Genomic DNA, 21,318 nt, shown 5'->3' with positions numbered 1-21,318 from the left:
GCGGACACCTAAACTCGTCGCATGGCCAAGGACAAAACACTTTTCGTCTGCAGTGAATGCGGCGGCACCAGCCCCAAATGGCTCGGCAAATGCCCGAGTTGCGGCGCCTGGAACACCCTCGTCGAACAGGTGGCGGGCGCAGGCGCGGGGGGCGCAGCAGCCAACAACCGCTTCGGCACGCAGTTCGCGTCGCTCGCGGGCGCGTCGGAGCTGTCGACCCTTTCCGAAATCGAGGCGACCGACGTCGCGCGCACGCCCACCGGGCTCGACGAACTCGACCGCGTGCTGGGCGGCGGCATCGTGTCGGGCGGCGTGACGCTGATCGGCGGCGACCCGGGCATCGGCAAGTCGACGCTGCTGCTGCAGGCGGTCGATGCGCTGCAGCGCGCGGGGCAGAACGCGCTGTATGTCACGGGCGAGGAAAGCGGCGCGCAGGTGGCGCTGCGCTCCAAGCGGCTGGGCCTCGATCACTCGCAGGTGCAGGTGCTGGCCGAGATCCAGCTCGAGAAGATCATCGCCACGCTCGACGCCACGCGCCCGGCCATCGCGGTGATCGACTCCATCCAGACGGTGTACTCCGACCAGCTCACCTCGGCGCCGGGTTCGGTCGCGCAGGTGCGCGAATGCGCGGCGCACCTCACGCGCTTCGCCAAGACCAGCGGCACGGCCGTGGTGCTGGTGGGCCACGTCACCAAGGAAGGCGCGCTGGCGGGTCCGCGCGTGCTCGAGCACATGGTCGACACGGTGCTGTACTTCGAGGGCGAAACGCATTCGACCTTCCGCCTGGTGCGCGCCATCAAGAACCGATTCGGCGCGGTCAACGAGATCGGCGTGTTCGCCATGACCGAGCGCGGCCTGAAGGGCGTGACCAACCCGAGCGCCATCTTCCTGAGCCAGCACGCCGAGCCGGTGCCCGGCAGCGTGGTGCTGGTCACGCTCGAAGGCACGCGGCCGATGCTGGTGGAAATCCAGGCCCTGGTCGACAACGGCGGGCCGAGCCCGCGCCGTCTGTCGGTGGGCCTGGACCGTGACCGCCTGGCGATGCTGCTGGCCGTGCTGCACCGCCATGCGGGCGTGGCCTGCGTGGACCAGGACGTGTTCGTCAACGCGGTGGGCGGGGTGCGCATCAGCGAGCCCGCGGCCGACCTGGCCGTGATGCTGGCCATCACCTCGAGCCTGCGCGGCAAGCCGCTGCCCAAGGGCTTCATCGCGTTCGGTGAAGTCGGCCTGGCCGGCGAGGTGCGCCCGGCGCCGCGCGGGCAGGAGCGCCTGCGCGAGGCCGCCAAGCTGGGCTTCAGCGTGGCGGTGGTTCCCAAGGCCAACGCGCCCCGAAAGGGCGCGAAGGAAATCGAAGGCCTGACGATCCATGCCGTCGAGCGCATCGAAGAGGCGATGGACGTGGTCCGCCGCCTCGATTGATCGTGACGGGAAAAAAACGGCCCGGCGCGCCTCTGACGCGCCGGGCCTACCCTCCCTACCCCCCGATGTGCATCGTGAACGCCGGTCCGCTGTTGAGCACGCATTGGCCGCTGCCCAACGTGGCCGAGTTCATCGTGTACTGGCAACTGAGATTGCCGCCGCGGCTGCCGGTGGCATTCGCCACGCCGGTGCCCCGCGAGCCTGCGACCCGGGTTGCCTCTCCCTGAAACTGTTCGCCGCCGATCTGTGCGTTGAAGTGGCCGCGGCCGTTCATGTCGTTGGTCACCGTGCCGGCGACGGCGCCGTAGCGCGCGGCCTCGGCGTTCGACGGATACAGCCGCGCGTTGAAGGTCTGCGCGATCGGGCCCGGTGCGACGGCGTAGGCCTGCGAAGGCGGTGCCGCGGGAGCGGGTTGTCCGAGCGGCACCACGTAGCAGCCGCTGAGTGCGGTGCCCGCGAGCGCGGCGACGAGGGTGAGGCGAACGAAGGTGACGGAACGCGGAATGGTCATACGCTTTTCAATGGCCCGGGCTGATGCCCGTGAAGCGAAATGTGCCCGCTGGCGCTCCCTGGCCCTGCGCTTTTCGGCCCGGGTACCGCCCGGCGCCCCCGGCGGTAGTCAGCGCCGCTACTTCGGGGTGCCGGTTCGCCCCGCGGTCGGGCGGCGACAATGCGCGCCATGAATTTCAAGAAATTTCTGGTGCCCGTGGGCGCCATCCTTCTCCTGGGGCTGGCGTGGCGCAGCGGCGGATGGGGCGGCGTGGCCCTGGCCGCCGGCGCGATCGTGATGTTCCTGCTGCTGCACTTCAACCGCGCGATGCAGGTGCTCAAGCGGGCGGCGGAACGGCCGGTGGGCTATGTGGGCAGCGCCGTGATGCTCAATGCCAAGCTCAAGCCCGGTGTCTCGCTCATGCACGTGGTCGCGATGACGCGCGCCCTGGGCGAGCTGCGTTCGCCCAAGGACGAGCAGCCCGAGCTGTACCGCTGGACCGACGGCGGCAATTCGTACGTCGACACCGTGTTCAGCGGCGGCAAGCTGCAGAGCTGGACCATGACGCGGCCCGAAACCGCGCCCGAAGACGAAACACAAACCCCCACAGCCTGATCAGCCCGCACCCGCCTTGCGCCCGGGCTGCCGCCAGGGCGGGTTCGCCTTGGCGTGGTGCCGCGCCTCTTTCGCGAATTCGGCGCATGCGTGCGTCATCAGGTCGGCCGAGCGGTAGACCAGGAACACGTCGAAGTCCGGCAACGCGTCGGTGATCGGCAATTTCTCCAGCAGGCCGGGCTGCAGCCGCAGCGGCCCCGCGCCGTGGAACACGAAGTCCGACCACATGCTGATCATGTCGGTCTGCGTGGCCAGCTGAAGGCCCAGCAGGTTCGATGCGCTCTGCACCATGCGCCGCGGCATCTCGAGCCCGTGCATCTGCATGGTGCTGACCAGCGGGCTGCCCGCGTCGTCGATCGGGTCGAGCACCAGCCAGTCGGCGTCCAGCAGCGGCTGCAGCTTGCGCACGCGCCGCAGCGGATGGCCCGCGCGCACCGACAGGTGCATGGCCACCGAGAACAGCGGCTCCCATTGAAAGGCGTTGGTGCCCGGCCCGTTGCAGGTGGAGATCAGGCCCAGGTCGAGCCGCCCTTCGCGCAGGCCTTCGAAGATCTGCTGCGGCCGCAGTTCGAAGCCGCGCATCGCCACGTTGGGAAAGCGCTGGCGGAACGACGCCATTGCGTCGGGCAGCGGGCCGCTCGAGGCGACCGCGGTGAAGCCGATGTTGAGCTGCGCCTCGTCGTGTCCGCGGATCGCCTCGATGTCTTCCAGCGCATGCCGCAGCTCCTGCTCGACCAGGCTCGCGCGCTTGACCAGCGCCACGCCGTAGGCCGTGAGGCTCACGCCGCGCGTGGAGCGCGACATCAGCGTCACGCCGAGCTCGCGCTCCAGCTCCGAGATGGTCTTGGACAGCGCCGGCTGGGTGGTATGCAGGCTGCGCGAGGCCTCGTGGATGCTGCCGTGCTGTGCCACCGCCAGCAGAACGCGCAACTGTTGCAGCTTCATCGTGGTGCCGTTTTCTCGATAAAGGGGCGCAAAAACGCCGCCTTGGTGGTTCTCCCGATGGCGACGCGGGCCTCTTTCTGTCGGGGATTCCGTTTGGTTATCGGCATGAAAATTTGTGATTCTTCGCTGCTGTGCTTTGCCTGAATACTCCGCCGCAAAGGGCCCTGCCGGTCCCCCGCAAACCTGTTCGTGGAGACATTAGATGAGCGAAGCCACCTTGCCTGCAAGCCCGATCCTGGGTTCTTCTTCCAGCGCCTCCAACGCTGCCAGTGCCGCCAAGGCGAAGGCACCGCAGAGCCAGTTCCGCCTGATCGCGGCCTGCTCGCTCGGCAATGCGCTGGAGATGTACGACTTCACCGTCTACAGCTTCTTCGCGCTGCTGATCGGCAAGCTGTTCTTTCCTTCGGACAGCGCTTACGGCTCGCTGTTGCTGGCTGTGGCCACCTTCGGCATCGGCTTCGTGATGCGTCCGCTGGGCGGCGTGATCATCGGCAACTACGCCGACCGCAAGGGCCGCAAGGCCGCCATGACGCTGACCATAGGACTCATGGTGCTGGGCACGCTGTGCATCGCCTTCGCGCCGACTTACGCATCGGCCGGCGTGTTCGGCTCGCTGATGATCGTGGCGGGTCGGCTGCTGCAGGGCTTCTCGCTCGGCGGCGAAGTGGGCGCGGCCACCTCGATGCTGATGGAGGCCGGCGGCGTGAAGGGCCGGGGCTTTCGCGTGAGCTGGCAGCTGGCGAGCCAGGGCATCTCGGCCTTGCTGGGTGCGCTCACGGGCGCCGCGCTGTACGCCGCCTTGCCGCAGGCTTCGCTGGAGAGTTGGGGCTGGCGCCTGCCGTTCCTGCTCGGCCTCCTGATCGCGCCGGTGGGCTTCTACATTCGCGCCCACCTCGACGAGACCCACGTTGCCGACAGCCATGCGTCCAGTCCCGTGGGCCGGCTCCTGCGCGAACACGGCGGTACGGTGCTCAAGGGCATCCTGGCGACCACGGCGGGCACCGCGACGATGTACCTGGTGGTGTTCTTCATGCCCACCTACATGATCCGCGTGCTGCACATGCCGCCGTCGCTGTCGCTGCTGTCGGGCTGCGTCACCGGTATCACGCTGTTCGTGGTGTCGCTGGTGGCGGGGCGCCTGGCCGACCGGCTGCCCAACCGCCGCCCGCTGGTGATCGGCTCGCTGCTGTTCAGCGTGGTCGCGGTGGTGCCGGTGTTCTGGCTCATCAGCCACTACCCGAGCGTGCCCCTGGTGCTCGCGCTGTCGGCGCTGCTGACCGCCAGCGTGAACATCGGCACCACGCCGATGTTCCTGATGCTGCTGGAAATGCTGCCGGCCGGCGTGCGCGCCAGCGGCATCTCGGTGATCTACAGCGTGGGCGTGACGATCTTCGGCGGCTCCTCGCAGTTCATCGTGACCTGGCTGCTCGCCAAGACCGGCAACCCGCTCTCGCCGGCTTTCTACATGGTGGTTTGCGGCGCGTTGAGCCTGGCCGCGCTGCTGAGCCTGCGCGAGCGCAAGGCGGCCTGACATCCCTTCGAAACGGACCTTTCTTCATGACCCGCGAACTCAGCCCCCAGACCACCAAGCTCCTGTCCCGCCTGCTGCCCCAGGCCGACGTCGACACGCAGGCCTTCGTCGACATCCGCCGGCAGATCCACGCCAACCCCGAACTCGGCTTCGAGGTGAGCGCCACCAGCGAGCTGGTCGCCAACCTGCTGCGCAGCTGGGGCTACGAGGTGCACACGGGCATCGGCAAGACCGGCATCGTGGCGCAGCTGAAGGTGGGCCACGGCACGCGCCGCCTGGGCATCCGCGCCGACATGGACGCGCTGCCCATCGTCGAGGCCACCGGCCTGCCGTACGCGAGCCGCAACCCCGGGCGCATGCACGCCTGCGGGCACGACGGCCACACGGCCATCCTGCTGGCGGCGGCCAAGGCATTGGCGAAGGCGCGCAACTTCGACGGCACGCTGAACCTGATCTTCCAGCCCGATGAAGAGAACCTCTGCGGCGCGCGCGCGATGATCGCCGACGGCCTGTTCGAGCGCTTTCCCTGCGATGCGGTGTACGCGCTGCACAACGCGCCCGGCGTGCCGGTGGGCACCATGCTGGCCGTGACCGGCCCGGTGACGCTGTCGTCCGACGTGGCCGACGTCACGATCAAGGGCGTGGGCGGGCACGGTGCCATGCCGCACCGTGCCCGCGATCCGGTCGCGGCGGCGGCCGCCATCGTGACGGCGCTGCAGACCGTGGTGGCGCGCAACGTGGCGCCAGACGACACGGCGGTGGTGTCCGTCGGCTTCATCCGCGGCGGCGCCACGCACAACGTGATTCCGCAGTCGGTGACGCTGGGACTGAACGTGCGCGCGGCGCGGCCCGAGACGCGCGCGCTGGTCGAGCAGCGCATCCGCGAGATCGTGAGCTTCACCGCGCAGGCGCACGGCGTGGAGGCCGAGATCGACTACCGCCAGCTGGTGCCGCCGGTGGTCAACACGGCGGCCGAGACGCAGCTGGCCGCGCAGGTCTGCGCCGAGCTGGTGGGCGAGGAGAACGTTGTCACGCAGGTGCCCAAGGGCTTCGCGGGCAGCGAGGACTTCGCCTGGATGCTCGCCGCGCTGCCGGGCTGCTACCTGTTGCTCGGCAACGGGGAGGGCGAGTTCGGGGGCTGCATGGTGCACAACCCCGGGTATGACTTCAACGACCGGGTGCTGCCGCTGGGCGCGGCATGCTGGGTGCGCCTCGCGCAGACCTATCTGGTCGCCTGAACGCCTTCGATCAGAACGGCGCGTCTTCCTCTTCCTCGGCGGCATCGGCCGGGGTCGTGGTGGTGGGTGCCGATGCTTTCGCTGCAGGCTTCGGTGCTTCGTCCGCCGGCGCTGCCGAGAACGCGGCCTCGCCGCCCAGCGCGTCGAGCAGTGCGGGCACCAGCTGGCCCAGTTCGCCCGTGGCAATGGCCACGTCGGCATCGAAGTTGTCTTCCTTCTTGCCGCCGGAGGCGCCGTCGCCCGTGCCTTCGAGGAAGGTGATCTTGCGGATCAGCATGCCGTGCGTGAGCTCGAAGGACACGCGGTCGTCCCAGGTGAGCGCCAGGCGCGTGGGGCGCTTGCCGTCGGTGATGTGCTTTTGCACTTCCTCGATGTCCAGCGGGTGCTTGGCGTAGCGCACCACGGCCTTGGAGTCGTCCGAGGCCTTGAGCTCGCATTCGCGGTCGATGGTGAAGCCGGCCGGCGGCTCCTGCGTCAGCAGCCAGTTGGCCATGGCGGCGGCGGGCTCGATCTGCGTGTTCACCAGGGCCACCGCAAAACCGTCGAGCGACTTCACCAGGCTTGTGACCACTTCGTCGGCGCGCGAGGCGTTGCCGCTGTTGATCACGAGACGGTTCTCGGCCTTGTCGATCCACACCGTCACGCGCGCGCTGCGCGTGAAGGCCATGGGCAGCAGCTCCAGCGTGATGTCTTCCTTGAGGTCCTTCTTTTCCTTCTTGCCGGGCTTGCGGCCGGTGGTGGCCTCGATGTTCGCGCAGCGCTCGTCGAGCTTGCGGCGCACCACGGAGCCGGGCACGGCCTTGCTTTCGATCATGTACTCGACCAGCCACTGGCCGTCGATGGATTCGACCAGCGGGCCGCCGGCCTCGCCGCGGGGCTCGACCCAGCCGGCGGATTTTTCCTGCGAGGGGCCGCAAGGCACGAAGCGCTGCTTGCCGAGCCCTTCTTCCGCCTCGGTCAGTGTCTGGGACCAGGCAGGTTCGATGCGATAGACGATGACGTTCTTGAATACGGACACGGAAACCCTTTTTCCACTGGTTTGCACAACCGGCCATTGTCGGGCACCCGGTTCCGGGCGCCGCCGTAAAATCGAAAGCTTTTGCGACTTCCCCCCGGTCGCACCCCATACCGCTTCCAAAGGAATCAGGAAATGAGCTCGATCCCCCCCTCGCTGGACGACCGTGACGGCAAGATATGGATGGACGGCGAACTCGTGGACTGGCGCGACGCCAAGATCCATGTGCTGAGCCACACGCTGCACTACGGGTGCGGCGCCTTCGAGGGCGTGCGCGCCTACAAGACGGCGCAGGGCACCGCCATCTTCCGCCTGGCCGAGCACACCGAGCGGCTGTTCAACAGCGCCAAGATCCTGCGCATGACGATTCCGTTCTCGCAGGAGCAACTCAACGAAGCGCAAAAGCAGGTGGTGCGCGAGAACAAGCTCGAAAGCTGCTACCTGCGCCCGCTGATCTGGATCGGCTCCGAAAAGCTCGGCGTGAGCCCCAGGGGCAACAAGATCCACGCCATGGTCGCGGCCTGGTCCTGGGGCGCCTACCTCGGCGAAGAAGGCATGCGCCGCGGCATCCGCGTGAAGACGTCGAGCTACACCCGCCACCACGTCAACATCACGATGACGCAGGCCAAGGCGGTGAGCAACTACACCAACTCGATCCTGGCCAACATGGAAGCGCTGGACGACGGCTACGACGAGGCGCTGCTGCTCGACGCGAGCGGCTTCGTGTCCGAAGGCGCGGGCGAGAACATCTTCGTGGTCAAGGGTGGCGTGGTCTACACGCCTGACCTGTCGGCCGGCGCGCTCAACGGCATCACGCGCAACACCATCCTGCACATCTGCAAGGACCTGGGCCTGGAGCTGGTGCAAAAGCGCATCACGCGCGACGAGGTCTACATCGCCGACGAGGCCTTCTTCACCGGCACCGCCGCCGAAGTGACGCCCATCCGCGAGCTCGACCGCATCGAGATCGGCAACCGGGGCGACGGCGGTTCGCGCGGCCCCATCACCGAAAAAATCCAGTCTGCCTTCTTCGACATCGTGAACGGCAAGAACCCCAAGTACGCCCACTGGCTCACGAAAGTCTGATCCCATGTCCACCAATGCAGTCGTCGAACTCCTGGCCAAGGAGCTCAATCATCAAGGCGGCGTGTTCTGCCCCAGCCCCAAGGCCGACATGAAGCTCTGGAACAACCACCCGAAGGTCTACCTCGACGTGGCGCGCACCGGTGAAGCCAAGTGCCCGTACTGCGGCACGGTGTACCGGCTGAAGGCCGGCGAAACGGTGTCGTCGCGGCACTGACGCCGCCGCGCGCCGGTCTGCCGCTTCGCCGCGGCCGGCCTGGCGCCCGTGGCGCCTGGGTCAGGGCGCCAGCACCAGCGGCAGCGTCTTCTGCCCGCTGATCCACTCGCCGCGCAACCCCGTCCCTTCGGGCACCAGGCGCAGGCGCGTGTCCTTGGATTCTTCCAGCGCCAGCACCCCGTCGCGGTACGTGCCGAACACTGAAATCGGCTTGCGATAGCGGTCGTAGAAATAGGTGGCGCCGACCGAGCCGTCGCTGGCCAGCGGCTGCAGCCGCAAGGTGACCGGCAATCGTGCATCGATGCTGCCGCGCAGCACCTGGTCGAACGCCGAAGCCGGCGCGCTCGCCGTGCCTTCTCCCAGCAGCAACGCGCGGCCGTAGGCCGTGAGCGACGGCGCCAGTTGTGCCGGCGTGAAGCGGCTGCTGAAGTCACCGAGGTCGTCGAGCGCGCGCATCGCATGGTTGCTGCAGCGGCCCTGCGTGAACAGCACGCCCTTCGCATCGATCTCCATGCTGCGCAACGGGTCCATCTTCAGCCAGGACGGGTCCTGGCGCGACTGCAGGCATTCGGTGTAGAGCGCCGCCTTGTCCTCGCGGTCCTCTTCCTTGGCGCGCGCCTTGCCGCCCAGCGCGGCGATTTCCTTGCGCAGCCGGGCGACGTTGTCGGCCTGCACCTTGCGCGCCATTTCGGCGAGGCCGGCGGCCGTGAACAGGTCGGCCGGCGCGAGATGGCGTCCGGTCGCCGCGTCGAACGCATGCCCGACGGCGAAGCTTTCGCAGTACGCGCCGCAGCTTTCGCCTTCGATGCGCAGCGACAGCAGGCGGGCGTCGTTGCGCAGCACCTTGTAGCCGAGGTTCGGCAGGGTCTTCCACTGCTGCGCCTCCACGCCGCGCAGACCGTCCGCGGCACGTGCCGGCGACATCGCCTCGAAAGTCTCGATGAAAAGAAACTGGTTGATGCGATCGGCCGCCTTGGCGTCGTCGGCGCGCACCCATGGAAAGCGCTGCGCTTCCTGGCCTGTGCCGTGGACCAGACCCTGCACGACGGCCGGGGCCGCGTGCGCGCCGAGCGTGCAGGCCACCAGCAGGGCGGCGAGGATGTGACGTTTGTTGTTCATGGAGTCTTGTTCGTTTGGAGCCGCCGGCGCGGCCACAGGTCGCGCCACGGATCCGGGTCTTGCCTTTCCTGCGCGAGCCGCAGGTAGATCATCGCGATCCACAGCAGCGCCAGGCCGATCTGCGCGTCGCGCAGCGCCGAGTTCACGCTCGACGCGATCAGCGCGATCAGCGTGGCTGCCAGCGCGTAGCGGCCCGCGATGTCGGGCCGTTTCCATGCCTGCCAGACGGCGCCGACCATGATGAACAGCAGGCTCAGCACGGCCGGCAGCCCGCCCTGCGAGCCGACCCACAGGAAGTCGTTGTGCGGCATGTTCGAGTCGGCGAACATCGCCGGCCCGCGCTTGTGCCACTGCTCGGTCCAGCCGCCGATGCCCCAGCCGGTGAGCGGCCGGTCGGCGATCATGCGGCCGGTGTCGCGGTACATGTAGTAGCGGATGACCCAGCTGCCCTTGAAGACGGCGCCGGCCTGCGCTTCCTCGAGTTCCTGCACGCCGGTCTCGACCTTGTGCTGGAGCTGCGGCAACTGGTAGAGCCCGGCCCCCAGCACCACGGTGCCCAGCACCAGCGCGCCCACCAGCATCTTCAGGTGATTGCGCCACTGGTGGATGCACACCATCGGCACCACCAGCAGCAGCGCAAGCACCGAGGTGCGCGAGGTGAGCGGCAGCGCCACCACCAGGCCCAGCCCGAGCATCAGCACGAAGGCCGGCACGGCCCGCAGCGGCCTGTGCGCGGCGATCTGCGCAATGCCCCACACGGCGGCCGTGGACGCCACCACGCTGAACAGCAACGCGTTGCTGATCGACTTGTTGCCCACCTCCATGACCACCGCGCGCAGCGGCGACCAGAGCGGAAAGCCGATGACGTAATAGGCCACGATCAGCAGCACGCCCAGCGCCGCCGCCAGCAGGAAGCCGCGCAGCGCCCAGATCGCCTCCTCGCGCGTGAGCGCCATCGCCATCAATACCGTGAGGCCGATGCGCAACCCGTGGAACAGGTTGGAGGGGGTTTCGGGGTAGTGCGGACTAACGGCCAGCACCACGAGGGTCCAGGCCAGGTAGGCCATCACCGGCCACCACAGCGGGTTGGCACGCAGCCGCGCGATGCGCTCGCGGCCGTCGCCGGCCGCCAGCAGGGTGAGCATCAGCAGGATGGCTGAAAGGTAGGTGACGCCGACCGGCATGAACACCACCAGCCCCCAGAACATGGCCGCGGGCCGAACGATGTGCGATCTCTGCATAGGGGCGGGATTTTAGGTGCGCCCCGAGGCACCAACCTGACCAGCCCCGCGGCTGCGAGGGTGGCGCGCTCAGTGCCCGCGCGCGGCGGCCGGAAGGCGAATGACGAAGCTCGCGCCGCCGCCCGACCGGTCTTCGCAGCGCACCGTGCCGCCGTGCCGCTCGGCGATCGACTTCACCAGTGCCAGCCCCAGGCCCACGCCGCCGTTGCGTTCGCTGGCGCCGGGCAGCCGGTAGAAGGGCTCGAAGATGCGCTCGCGCAAGGCGGGCGGCACGCCTGGGCCGCGGTCGTTCACGCGCACCGTGGCATAGCCGTCGGCGCTGCCCAGCTCCACCGCGATTTCGCCGGCGCCGTAGCGGCGCGCGTTCTCCAGCAGGTTGCGAATGGCCCGGCGCAGCAGGCGCGACACGCCCGGCACCGTGAGGTTTGCGTTGTCGGTGCCTTCGGCCAGATCGAGCTCCGCGTTCACCTGCGCGCATTCCTCGGCCGCCAGGCCGGTCAGGTCGACCGCCTCGATGGTGCCCATGTCGGCCTCGCTGGCGTCCAGCCGGCTGGCCAGCAGGATCTCGTCGATGAGCTGGTCGAGCTCGCCGATGTTGCGCGAGATTTCTTCGCGCGCCGACGGGCTCGGGCGCTCGCCCATCAGCTCCAGGCCCATGCGGATGCGCGTGAGCGGCGAGCGCAGTTCGTGCGAGGCGTTGGCCAGCAGCGACTTGTGCGAGCGCACCAGCTTCTCGATGCGTTCGGCCGACGCGTTGAATCGTTTGGAGAGATCGGTCACTTCGTCCTGCCCTTCTTCGGCGACGCGCACCGAGAGATCGCCTTCGCCCCAGCGCTGCACGCCGCGCTGCAGCGACTCCAGCCGCTGCGTGATGCGCCGCACGATCGGGTAGACGCCCAGCGCCACCGCCACGCCCACCAGGGCGATCATCCAGCCCAGCCCGAAGGGCGTGCGCCACGGCGCGAAGCCGCCCGAGCCCGTGGGCCGCTCGCGCGGCGCCACGCGCAGCGTGATGGCCTTGCCGTCGCTGAGCGTCACGTCGAACTCCAGGCCCTGGCCCGGCACGCGCAGTGCGGTGCCCGCGCCGATCTTCTTGTCCTGTGCGTCGAGCACGACCACCTCGCGCGGCACCGGCGCCAGGCGCTCGCGCTCGGCCTCCGCCGCTTCGCGCACGATCCAGTTGGCCATCAGCGTGAGGATGACGACGCCGCCCACCACCGCGAGCCAGATGCGCACGTAGAGGTGCCGGGAGTAGAGACCGCGCAGCATCGGCAGCCGCTCAGTCTTGTTGCTTGGCGAAGACGTAGCCCACGCCGCGCACCGTGAGGATGCGCTTGGGGTTCTTCGCGTCGACCTCGATGGCCGCGCGGATGCGGCCCATGTGCACGTCGATGGAGCGGTCGAAGGCCTCGAGCTCGCGCCCGCGCACGGCTTCCATGATCTGGTCGCGCGTGAGCACGCGGCCCGCGCGTTCGGCCATGGCCACCAGCAGGTCGAACTGGTAGGAAGTGAGGTCGGCCAGCGCGCCGGCCACCGACACGGTGCGCGCGTTGCGGTCGATCTCCAGCGTGCCGAAGCGCATCACGGTGGAGGCCTCGCTCTCGGTGGCGTTCTCGCTGCGCCGGCGCAGCACGGCGCGAATGCGCGCCAGCAGCTCGCGCGGCTCGAAAGGCTTGGGCAGGTAGTCGTCGGCGCCGATCTCCAGGCCGATGATGCGGTCCATCGGGTCGCCCTTGGCCGTGAGCATCAGCACCGAGACCTTCGACATCGGACCCGGCAGCGCCCGGATGCGGCGGCAGACTTCGAGCCCGTCGGTGTCGGGCAGCATCAGGTCGAGGATCACCAGGTCGGGCGCGTGCTGCTGCAGCTGTTCGAGGCCGCTGGCGCCGTCACCGGCGTGGTTGAAGGCGAAGCCCGACTGCGTCAGGTACTCGCCCACCATCTGCGCCAGGCGGGCGTCGTCTTCGATCATCAGGAGTTGGGGGGTGCTCATGCGCTTCATGGTCGTCCACAGGGAGCAAGCAGGCTTGAACGCTCCGTAAAGTTGGGTAAACCTCAGCTGGCCATGTCAACCGGGTTCGCTGCGAAAAGCATAGCGTCCTGTCCAACAGCCACCGGAGGGAGGTCGAGATTCGCCGCAAGCAGCGCAGGCAGGTCGCCCGCGTCCACGTTCGCGTCGGCGGCGCGTGCCCGCGCGAGGATTTCGCCGGCCAGCTGCCGCAGCTGCACGGTCGAGGCGCGGATGCGCGCGCGGAAGGCGTCGTCGTCCAGCGTGTCCTTCAGGCTGCGGTTGAGCTCCGCGAACCACGGCATTGCCGCCTGGTCGAGCATGACGGCCGGGTTGGCCCGGTCGGTCGCGGCCGACCAGTGGCGCAGCAGCGCCTGCACCGCGATGTTCAGGCGCTGGCAGTGCTGCAGCTCGCCCTTCAGGCTGCCCAGCGCATGCAGGTCGGTCAGTCGCTGGTGGAAGAAGATCTGCGACAGCACGCCCCAGTAGTAGGCGTAGTCCCAGATCACCTTCACCGGCAGCACCTCGGGGTCGCCGAACAGCGGGTACTGGTCCTGATAGAGCGCCAGCGTGCTTTCGTAGAACGAGTGGTAGAGCTGGTCGTACAGCTGCGCGCGCGCCTCCAGCGGGCGGCCGGCGCGGTCTTGCGCGATGAGGTCGGTGATGTAGGTGTTGCCGATGGCGATGAAGTCGCTGCCCGGTGAGTAGAAGGGGTCGAGAAAGAGACCCGCCTCGCCCGTCATGGCCCAGCGCTGGCGCCCCGAGAACACCTGCTTGCAGCCGTGCGAGAAGTGCTTGAGGAACGCGAAGTCCTGCAGCAGGTGGCGCTTGCCGTCCAGCGCCTCGTACAGACGCGGCTGGTAGGTGGCGAACCACGCCATCGCCTTGTCGAAGGTGTCGATGGTGTCCAGCGGATGCAGCTTGGGGTCGGCCACGATGCCCACCGAATGCGAGCCCGAGGCCAGCGGAATCAGCCAGGCCCAGTAGCCCGCGCCCACCAGGTGGTTGGTCGACAGCCAGCGCGCCTGCGGGTTGCAGCGCTCGCGCCATTCGGTGCTGTCGCTCCACTCGTCGATCGCGATGCGCTCGCCGATGCGGAACCACACCGCGTTCACGTCGTGCGCGTTCGGCTCGGCCAGGCCCAGCTTGCGCTTGAGCATGCCGGCGCGCCCGCACGCATCGATGAGCCAGCGGGCCTGCGTGCGGTGGGTTTGCTCGCCGCGCGTCCACTCGATGTGGTGCGGCGTGGCGGCGTCCTCGGACAGGTCGATGCGGCGCACCAGCGCGCTGTCGACGAAGTGCACGCCCAGCCGCGCGGCCTCTTCGGCCAGGAAGTTCTCGAAGATGCCGCGGTCGATCTGGTAGCTGGGCACCGACAGGTAGCGGCTCGCCCCGATCTCGGTCACGCCTTCGATGTCGCTGCGGCCTTCGCTGAAGAAGAAGCGAAAGCCGAATTTGCGCAGCTGCTTCTCGTCCATGTGGGCCTTCAGGCCGAGCACGGTGTCGAAGTAATGCGCGCCGATTTCCACCGACGACTCGCCCACCTTGTGCGCCGCGTGCGGCACCGGGTGGGCGCGGCGCTCCAGCACCAGCACGCGCAGGTCGGCGAAGCGCCGGCGCAATTGCAGCGCCAGCGTGAGGCCGGCCAGGCCGCCCCCCATGATCACCGCGTCGAAGGAGTCAGTCGCAGTGTCTTTCATGGGGTCGGCTCCGGGTGGTGGTTCGGGAAACAGGTGGACGGGCTAGGACAGGCGCTGGAGTTGCAGCCGCAGGGACAGCGAAGGCGACAGCGGCAGATCGACCGGCGCCGCTGTGTCGGCATCGAGGTGCGCGAGCGCCTCGAACAGCCCCAGCGCGTCCGACATCGGGTTCAGGCCGGCGAGCGACTTCGCAGCGTCCGAGCGCGGTGCCGTGGCGGTGGTGGCCGCTTCGGCATCGCGGGCCAGCGACCATTGCAGCGCCGCCACGGTGCGCTCGGTGGGCGCGGGGGCCAGCACGAATGCCACCGCGAGCAGGCCGCGGCTGTCGGTGACCGAGGTCAGCGCGCCCACCGTGGGCGTGTCGTAGCCCACCAGCAGCACCGGCTCCTGGTCGGCCGCGCACTGCACCGCCGCTTCGAGCAGTCCCGAGGCAAAGCTGTGGTCAAAGGCCGACACGGCATTGCTGGCCGCCATGCAGCCGGTGCCGATGGTCCAGTAGCCCACGGCCGCGTTGTGCACCGAGTTGTGGAACTTGGTGGGCGACAGCATCTTCGGGTCGGACGCGAGCGTGCTGCACATGTAGTCGTTGATCGACAGGTCGCCGTGCGCCGACGTGAACACGCAGGGCACCTCGGCGGCGTTGCGGCCCGAGGCGGCCATGGCGGCCGCGGCCACTTCGAGCGCCAGCGCCACGGTGTCGGGCGCGCGGCGTCGCTCGGCCGGGGCCAGCACCTGCGGCGCGGGGCGCTTGGCGGGCGGGTCGCTGAGCGGGCCTTCGCCGCGGAAGGCGGCGCGCGCGGCCTCCCAGCCGGGCAGGGTGGGGGTCCAGAAGGCGGGGCCTTCGATGTAGAGGGTCGGGGGCATCACGGGCTTGGCGTCGTTCGTGCTCATGCGGGGGCCTTGCCGAACACCAGCGAGCAGTTGCTGCCGCCGAAGCCGAAGGAATTGCTCAGCACGTAGCGCACCTCGCCGTGCACCGGCGCCAGCTGGATCTGCGGGCCGAAGCCTTCGTCCAGCGTGCGGGTGTTCACGGTGCCCGGCTTCAGGCCGCGCTCGATCGCCAGCAGGCTGATGACCGCCTCGACGATGCCCGCCGCGCCCAGCGTGTGGCCCATGAAGCCCTTGGTCGAACTGGCGTGCGTGTGCGCGGGGAAGCGGCGTGCCACCAGCGCACCTTCGACTTCGTCGTTCTTCTGGCTCGAGGTGCCGTGCATGTTGATGTAGTCGATGTCGCCAGGGGCGAGGCCGGCGCGCGCCAGTGCCTCGTCGAGGGCACGTTCGGCGCCCAGGCCCTCGGGGTGCGGCGTGGACATGTGGTGCGCGTCGCTCGCCTCGCCATAGCCCAGCAGCAGCAGCGGGGAGGCCGCGGCGCCGGTCTGCACGCGCTCCACCAGTGCAAAGCCGGCCGCCTCGCCCAGGCTGATGCCGTTGCGCTCGGCATCGAAGGGGCGGCAGGGCTCGGTCGACACCAGCTCGAGCGAGTTGAAGCCGAACAGCACGCTGCCGCACAGCGTGTCGGCACCGCCCACCACGGCCGCGTCAGCCAGGCCCAGGCGGATCAGCCGCTCAGCCGAGGCGAACACCTTGGCGCTGGACGAGCAGGCGGTCGAAATGGTTTCGCTCGGGCCGCTGATGCCCAGCACTTCCTGCGTGAACATGGCCAGCGAATGGGGCGTGTGCACCGCGGGGCGGCGCTGGTTCGGGGGAAAGCTGCCTTCGGCGTCCAGCTGCGTGTAGGCCAGCTCGGTCTCGCCGATGCTCGCGGTGGAGGTGCCCAGGATCAGCGCGATGCGCGATGCGCCGTACTTCTCGCGTGCGGCGGCCACCGCCTCGATGAAGCCGTCGGCCTGCAGGCCCATGAACGCCAGCCGGTTGTTGCGGCAGTCCCACTGCGCGAGCGGCCCGGGCAGGCGCACCTCTTCGATGCCGTCGACGCGGCCGATCCAGGTCGGCAGCGGTGCGTCGCCGAAGTCATTGGCGCGCAGGCCGCTGCGCGACTGCGCCAGCGCGTCGGCCAGCGCTTCCTTGCCGACGCCGACCGCGGAGGTCGCCGTGAAGGCGCTGATTTGGAGGGGGGGAATTCGGGACGGCACGATCTTGTAGGTGGGCTTGCTGACAACGGGGGCTCCAGAAGGGAGCGCAAGAAAAGGAAACAAAAAGGAGCAAAAGCGAATGTATACGCGAACAGCCTACCAGTTGCGGGCTGCGCGGGACGTCGGTCGTGTCCTATACGGCCGGGCGCCTGGAGGCCGTCCGGCGGGCGGTTGAACGCGGCTTCAGCGGGGCTTCAAAGCCGTCTCAAGGCCGGTCCGCAGGCCCGGCGACGGCGGTGAGCCGCGAGGCCAGCGCCACCAGCACCAGCACCGGCACGCCCAGCAGCGCGGTGGCGGTGAAGAAGGTGCTGTAGCCGTAGGCGTCGACGAAGACGCCCGAGTAGCCGGCAATGAACTTGGGCAGCAGCAGCATCAGCGAGCTGAACAGCGCGTACTGCGTGGCCGAGTAGCTGATGTTCGTCAGGCTCGACAGGTAGGCGATGAAGGCCGCCGAGGCAATGCCCCCGGCCAGGTTGTCGGCCGAGACCACCGCGATGAGCGCCGTCAGGTCGTGCCCGCGCGAGGCCAGCCAGGCGAACAGCAGGTTGCTGGCCGCGCTGAGCACCGCGCCCAGCATCAGCACGCGCATCACGCCCAGGCGCATCGACAGCACGCCGCCCACGAAGGCGCCCGCCAGTGTCATGACCACGCCGTAGATCTTGCTGACCGTGGCCACCTCGTCCTTGGTGAAGCCCATGTCCACGTAGAACGGGTTGGCCATGATGCCCATCACCACGTCGCTGATGCGGTAGATGGCAATGAGCGAGAGGATCAGCACCGCCTGCCACTTGTAGCGGCGGATGAAGTCGGCAAAGGGCTCGACCAGCACGTTGCGCAGCCACTGCGCCGCGTTCTTCGCCGGGGCCAGCACGCGCCGCACCGGCTCGGGCGACAGCAGCACGGTGACGACGCCGACCGACATGGAGGCCGCCATGACCAGGTAGGCCGTCTTCCAGGCGCCGTTCTGGTAGGCCGCTGCACCTGTGGCTACCACGGCCGGTGCCACCTCGGCCCAGGCCGCGACCCACAGCACGCCCGCGCCGGCCCAGATCATCGCGAGCCGGTAGCCCGTCTGGTAGGCGGCGGCCAGCGCGGCCTGCTTGCGCGTCTCGGCCGATTCGATGCGAAAGGCGTCCAGCGCGATGTCCTGCGTGGCCGAGCCGAAGGCCACCAGCAGCGCGCACCAGATCAGCGGCTTGAGCCCCAGGCGCGGGTCGTTCATGGCCATGCCGACCAGCCCCACGATCACCACGCCCTGCGCCAGCAGCAGCCAGCCGCGCCGGCGCCCGAGCAGCGTGGTCAGCGGCGGCAGCGGCAGGCGGTCGACCAGCGGCGCCCAGACCCACTTGAAGCCGTAGGCCAGCCCGACCCAGCTCAGGTAGCCGATGGTGGTGCGGTCGATGCCCGCCTCGCGCAGGCGAAAGCTCAGCGTACCCAGCACCAGCAGCAGCGGCAGGCCGGCGGAGAAACCCAGCGCCAGCATGCGCAGCGTGGCGGGTTCGAGGTAGACCTTCAGCGCGTCGCGCCAGGGTGGTTGGGGGGCGGTGGGGGTTTCGGCGGGCGTGGCGGACATGAGCTTCGGATTGTCCATGAGCGCCCGGGGTCATCGCGGAGCGCGTTTGTCTTCATTTGTTCCTATGATCCCGCCCCTATGTGCACACGATGCGACCGCTCCGAATTTGCCGCGCCCGCCATGGCGTCGCCCTGGAACCCCCGGCGGGCCTTCCTGCTGGCTGCCGCCGGCGCGGCCCTGAGCGGCCCTGCCCTGGCGCAGGTCAACGTCGGCAACGCCTCGATGGCGCGCAACCTCGTGCCCGCCGACAAGATCGAGGCGGCGGGCGTGCAGCAGTACGGCCAACTGCTCGAACAGGCGCGCGCCAAGGGCGCACTCGCGGGCGACGGCAACCCGCAGCTGCAGCGCCTGCGCACCATCGCCAACCGCCTGATTCCCTTCGCCATGCCGTGGAACTCGCGTGCCCGCGAATGGAAGTGGGAGGTCAACCTGATCGGCAGCAAGCAGATCAACGCCTTCTGCATGCCCGGCGGCAAGATCGCCTTCTTCACCGGCATCCTCGACCAGCTCAAGCTGAGCGACGACGAGGTCGCCATGGTCATGGGCCACGAGATGGCCCACGCACTGCGCGAGCATGCGCGCGCCCGCATGGCCAAGAGCGCGGGCACCGGGGCGGCGCTCTCCATCGGTGCGCAGCTGCTCGGGCTGGGGCAGGTGGGCGACCTGGCGGCGCGCGCGGGCACGCAGCTCATCACGCTCAAGTTCAGCCGCGGCGACGAAACCGAGGCCGACCTGGTGGGGCTCGAGCTCGCCGCCCGCGCGGGCTATGACCCGAAGGCATCGGTGTCGCTGTGGCAGAAGATGGCCACGGCGTCGAAGAACCAGGGCGGGCTGAGCTTCCTGTCGACGCACCCGAGCGGGCCGGACCGCATCGCAAAGCTGGAAGCGAACCTGCCGAAGGTGGAGAAGCTCTACCGGGACGCGAAGAAGACCTGAGCTTCCGTCTTTCTCCCTCCCCCGCTGGGGGAGGGCAGGGGGTTGGGGCACGACGGCCTCCGAAAAACCGCGGCGCCTGATCGAAGGCCTGCCCCCATCCCGGCCTTCCCCCGGAAGGGGAAGGAGCAAATCCGAACCTGCATTCCCGCCTTGCTCCCTCCCCTCCCGGGGGAGGGTTGGGGTGGGGGCACGACGGCCTCTGAAAAGGAGCGGCGCCTCATCGAAGGCCTGCCCCCATCCCAGCCTTCCCCCGGAAGGGGAAGGAGCAAATCCCCGCCTGATCTGAACCACGCCGCGGCACGCTCCCGCTGGCACGCCGCTTGCATCTCAACTTGTACACATGTTTGGATGCCTGATGATGGTGCATGAAGAAAACGGATCTCCCGCCGCCGCCTGGATCGCGAAATTCGCCTTCCCCGTCGTGGACGCACGGGCCGGCGACTCCCTCGGGTTCGCCCTGTCGCTCGCCGGCCTGCGCTTCGCGGTCAAGGACAACATCGACGTGGCCGGCGTGCCCACCACCGCCGCCTGCCCGGCCTTCGACCGCCACCCCACGGTCCACGCGGCCGTGGTGCAGCGCCTGCTCGAAGCCGGTGCATCGCTGGCCGGCAAGACCAACCTCGACCAGTTCGCCTGCGGCCTGAACGGCACGCGCTCGCCCTATGGCGAGGTGCCCAACGCCTTCGACGCGCGCTACGTGTCGGGCGGCTCCAGCTCGGGCTCGGCCTACCTGGTGGCCGCCGGCGAGGTCGACTTCGCGCTCGGCACCGACACCGCAGGCTCGGGCCGCGTGCCGGCCGGGCTCAACAACATCGTCGGCCTGAAGCCTTCGCGCGGCCTGCTGAGCACCTTCGGCGTGGTGCCGGCCGCGCAGAGCGCGGACTGCGTCTCCATCTTCGCGACCACCGTCGCCACCGCCGTCGACGTGCTGCTGGCCGCCGCCGGCCACGACGCGCGCGACCCGTACTCGCGCAACCTGGGCCTGGCCCGCAAGCCGCTGCCCGTGCGCTTCTCCTTCGGCGTGCCCGACACGCTGAACTTCTTCGGCGACACCGGCGCCGAGCAGGCCTTCAACGACGCCACCGCGCGGCTGCTGGCCATGGGCGGCTCGCCCGTCACCATTGCCTACGCGCCGCTCGCCGAGGCCGCCGCGCTGCTGTACGAAAGCGCGCTGGTCGCCGAGCGCTACGCCGCGGTGCGCGAATTCTTCGACGCGCACGGCGACGAAGTCATCGAGCCCGTGCGCGGCATCCTCGCCGCCGGCCGCGGCTACAACGCCGCCGACGTGTTCGACGCGCAGACGCGCCTGCGCGCCATCGCGCAGAAAGTCGAGCCGATGTGGCGCGGCATCGACCTGCTGGTGGTGCCCACCGCGCCCACCCACTACACACGCGAACAGATGCGCGCCGACCCCGTGGCGCTCAACCGCAACCTGGGCGCGTACACCAACTTCGTCAACCTGCTCGACTACGCCGCGCTCTCGGTGCCCAGCAGCCTGCGCGACGACGGCCTGCCGTTCGGCATCACGCTGATCGGGCCCTGCGGCAGCGACCTGGCATTGGCCGACCTGGGCCAGCGCTACCACCACGCCACGGGACTCGCGCAGGGCGCCACCGGCAAACCGCTGCCCGCGCCGCGCGCCATTCCGGGCCTTGCCGCGGCCGATGCCGACATGCTGTCCATCGCCGTGGTCGGTGCCCACCTGTCGGGCATGCCGCTCAACGGACAGCTCACCGAGCGCGGTGCCACGCTGCTGCGCGCCACCACCACGTCGCCGGCCTACCGCCTGTACGCGCTGCCGGGCACGGTGCCGCCCAAGCCCGGCCTGCAGCGCGTGGCCGAAGGCGAGGCGGGTGCGGCCATCGCGCTGGAGGTGTGGTCGGTGCCGCTCGCGCAGGTCGGCAGCTTCCTGGCGCTGATTCCGCCGCCCCTGGGCCTCGGCAGCGTCGAGCTGGCCGACGGCAGCTGGGTCAAGGGCTTCATCTGCGAAGGCCACGCGCTGGCGGCCGCGCAGGACGTGAGCTCCCATGGCGGCTGGCGTGCCTACGTCGCCAACCGCACCGGCACCGGCACCGCACCTACTTCCCTTTGACTT

Annotated in this window: 19 protein-coding genes; 8 read left to right on the top strand and 11 right to left on the bottom strand. The window is 69.3% G+C overall.

Annotation, left to right across the window (positions count from 1 at the left end):
* The first annotated feature begins 21 nt into the window (after positions 1 to 21).
* Positions 22 to 1,419 (top strand): DNA repair protein RadA, encoded by a 1,398-nt coding sequence (gene radA / locus AC1DJH_RS22150; RefSeq protein WP_478187178.1) that lies wholly within the window; start codon positions 22 to 24, stop codon positions 1,417 to 1,419.
* Between the two features lie 55 nt (positions 1,420 to 1,474).
* Here the strand turns inward: radA and AC1DJH_RS22145 are convergent, their stop codons facing one another.
* On the bottom strand, positions 1,475 to 1,930 hold the full coding sequence (locus AC1DJH_RS22145) for a hypothetical protein (RefSeq protein ID WP_435438782.1): 456 nt from the start codon (positions 1,928 to 1,930) through the stop codon (positions 1,475 to 1,477).
* A gap of 159 nt (positions 1,931 to 2,089) precedes the next feature.
* Between AC1DJH_RS22145 and AC1DJH_RS22140 the strand changes: the two genes are divergently transcribed.
* Positions 2,090 to 2,524 (top strand): glycerate kinase, encoded by a 435-nt coding sequence (locus AC1DJH_RS22140; protein ID WP_478187177.1) that lies wholly within the window; start codon positions 2,090 to 2,092, stop codon positions 2,522 to 2,524.
* Here the strand turns inward: AC1DJH_RS22140 and AC1DJH_RS22135 are convergent, their stop codons facing one another.
* Positions 2,525 to 3,469 (bottom strand): LysR family transcriptional regulator, encoded by a 945-nt coding sequence (locus tag AC1DJH_RS22135; protein ID WP_435438784.1) that lies wholly within the window; start codon positions 3,467 to 3,469, stop codon positions 2,525 to 2,527. It lies immediately after the preceding gene.
* Between the two features lie 202 nt (positions 3,470 to 3,671).
* On the opposite strand from AC1DJH_RS22135, the gene AC1DJH_RS22130 reads away from it, so the two are divergent.
* On the top strand, positions 3,672 to 5,000 hold the full coding sequence (locus tag AC1DJH_RS22130; protein ID WP_478187176.1) for an MFS transporter: 1,329 nt from the start codon (positions 3,672 to 3,674) through the stop codon (positions 4,998 to 5,000).
* 26 nt (positions 5,001 to 5,026) lie between these two features.
* Entirely contained in the window at positions 5,027 to 6,238 is a 1,212-nt protein-coding gene (locus AC1DJH_RS22125; protein ID WP_478187175.1) for a M20 aminoacylase family protein, read from the top strand.
* Between the two features lie 10 nt (positions 6,239 to 6,248).
* Here AC1DJH_RS22125 and AC1DJH_RS22120 read toward each other — a convergent pair whose 3' ends face one another.
* A complete protein-coding gene (locus tag AC1DJH_RS22120) occupies positions 6,249 to 7,256 on the bottom strand; it encodes a recombination-associated protein RdgC (protein ID WP_472114006.1) in 1,008 nt (335 codons plus the stop codon).
* Between the two features lie 132 nt (positions 7,257 to 7,388).
* On the opposite strand from AC1DJH_RS22120, the gene AC1DJH_RS22115 reads away from it, so the two are divergent.
* The gene (locus AC1DJH_RS22115) at positions 7,389 to 8,339 is read left to right on the top strand and encodes a branched-chain amino acid transaminase (protein WP_472114003.1); all 951 of its coding nucleotides are present in this window, start codon (positions 7,389 to 7,391) and stop codon (positions 8,337 to 8,339) included.
* Positions 8,340 to 8,343: 4 nt separating this feature from the next.
* Complete coding sequence (locus AC1DJH_RS22110; protein WP_093127844.1) at positions 8,344 to 8,553, top strand: zinc-finger domain-containing protein; 210 nt, start codon at positions 8,344 to 8,346, stop codon at positions 8,551 to 8,553.
* A 60-nt stretch (positions 8,554 to 8,613) separates the two neighbouring features.
* On the opposite strand, the gene AC1DJH_RS22105 is transcribed toward AC1DJH_RS22110, so the two are convergent.
* From AC1DJH_RS22105 to AC1DJH_RS22070, 8 genes are all read right to left on the bottom strand, one after another.
* Positions 8,614 to 9,672: a hypothetical protein gene (locus AC1DJH_RS22105; protein WP_478187174.1), complete on the bottom strand. Its 1,059-nt coding sequence runs from the start codon at positions 9,670 to 9,672 to the stop codon at positions 8,614 to 8,616.
* A complete protein-coding gene (locus tag AC1DJH_RS22100; protein WP_472113997.1) occupies positions 9,669 to 10,913 on the bottom strand; it encodes an O-antigen ligase family protein in 1,245 nt (414 codons plus the stop codon). The genes AC1DJH_RS22105 and AC1DJH_RS22100 overlap by 4 nt, the downstream gene beginning before the upstream one ends.
* Positions 10,914 to 10,982: 69 nt before the next feature.
* Positions 10,983 to 12,182, bottom strand: a complete 1,200-nt coding sequence (locus AC1DJH_RS22095) for an ATP-binding protein (protein ID WP_478187173.1) — start codon at positions 12,180 to 12,182, stop codon at positions 10,983 to 10,985.
* A 10-nt stretch (positions 12,183 to 12,192) separates the two neighbouring features.
* Complete coding sequence (locus AC1DJH_RS22090; protein WP_435438791.1) at positions 12,193 to 12,915, bottom strand: response regulator; 723 nt, start codon at positions 12,913 to 12,915, stop codon at positions 12,193 to 12,195.
* A 53-nt stretch (positions 12,916 to 12,968) separates the two neighbouring features.
* Positions 12,969 to 14,621, bottom strand: coding sequence for an NAD(P)/FAD-dependent oxidoreductase (locus AC1DJH_RS22085; RefSeq protein WP_478187172.1), 1,653 nt, complete (start codon positions 14,619 to 14,621; stop codon positions 12,969 to 12,971).
* 42 nt (positions 14,622 to 14,663) lie between these two features.
* Entirely contained in the window at positions 14,664 to 15,512 is an 849-nt protein-coding gene (locus AC1DJH_RS22080; protein ID WP_478187171.1) for a beta-ketoacyl synthase chain length factor, read from the bottom strand.
* Complete coding sequence (locus AC1DJH_RS22075) at positions 15,509 to 16,714, bottom strand: beta-ketoacyl-[acyl-carrier-protein] synthase family protein (protein ID WP_478187170.1); 1,206 nt, start codon at positions 16,712 to 16,714, stop codon at positions 15,509 to 15,511. Before AC1DJH_RS22075 ends, AC1DJH_RS22080 begins: the two co-directional genes overlap by 4 nt.
* Positions 16,715 to 16,919: 205 nt before the next feature.
* Positions 16,920 to 18,305 carry an AmpG family muropeptide MFS transporter gene (locus AC1DJH_RS22070; RefSeq protein WP_472113981.1) on the bottom strand — a complete coding sequence of 462 codons (1,386 nt, stop codon included), beginning with the start codon at positions 18,303 to 18,305 and terminating at the stop codon, positions 16,920 to 16,922.
* A 60-nt stretch (positions 18,306 to 18,365) separates the two neighbouring features.
* On the opposite strand from AC1DJH_RS22070, the gene AC1DJH_RS22065 reads away from it, so the two are divergent.
* Together AC1DJH_RS22065 and atzF are read left to right on the top strand one after the other, a co-directional pair.
* Positions 18,366 to 19,223, top strand: a complete 858-nt coding sequence (locus tag AC1DJH_RS22065; protein WP_478187169.1) for a M48 family metallopeptidase — start codon at positions 18,366 to 18,368, stop codon at positions 19,221 to 19,223.
* 340 nt (positions 19,224 to 19,563) lie between these two features.
* Complete coding sequence (gene atzF / locus AC1DJH_RS22060; protein WP_478187168.1) at positions 19,564 to 21,315, top strand: allophanate hydrolase; 1,752 nt, start codon at positions 19,564 to 19,566, stop codon at positions 21,313 to 21,315.
* The last annotated feature ends 3 nt before the right edge of the window (positions 21,316 to 21,318 follow it).

Source organism: Variovorax sp. 10N412 (genome assembly GCF_056394985.1).
This window is presented reverse-complemented; position numbering and strand designations above follow the sequence as displayed.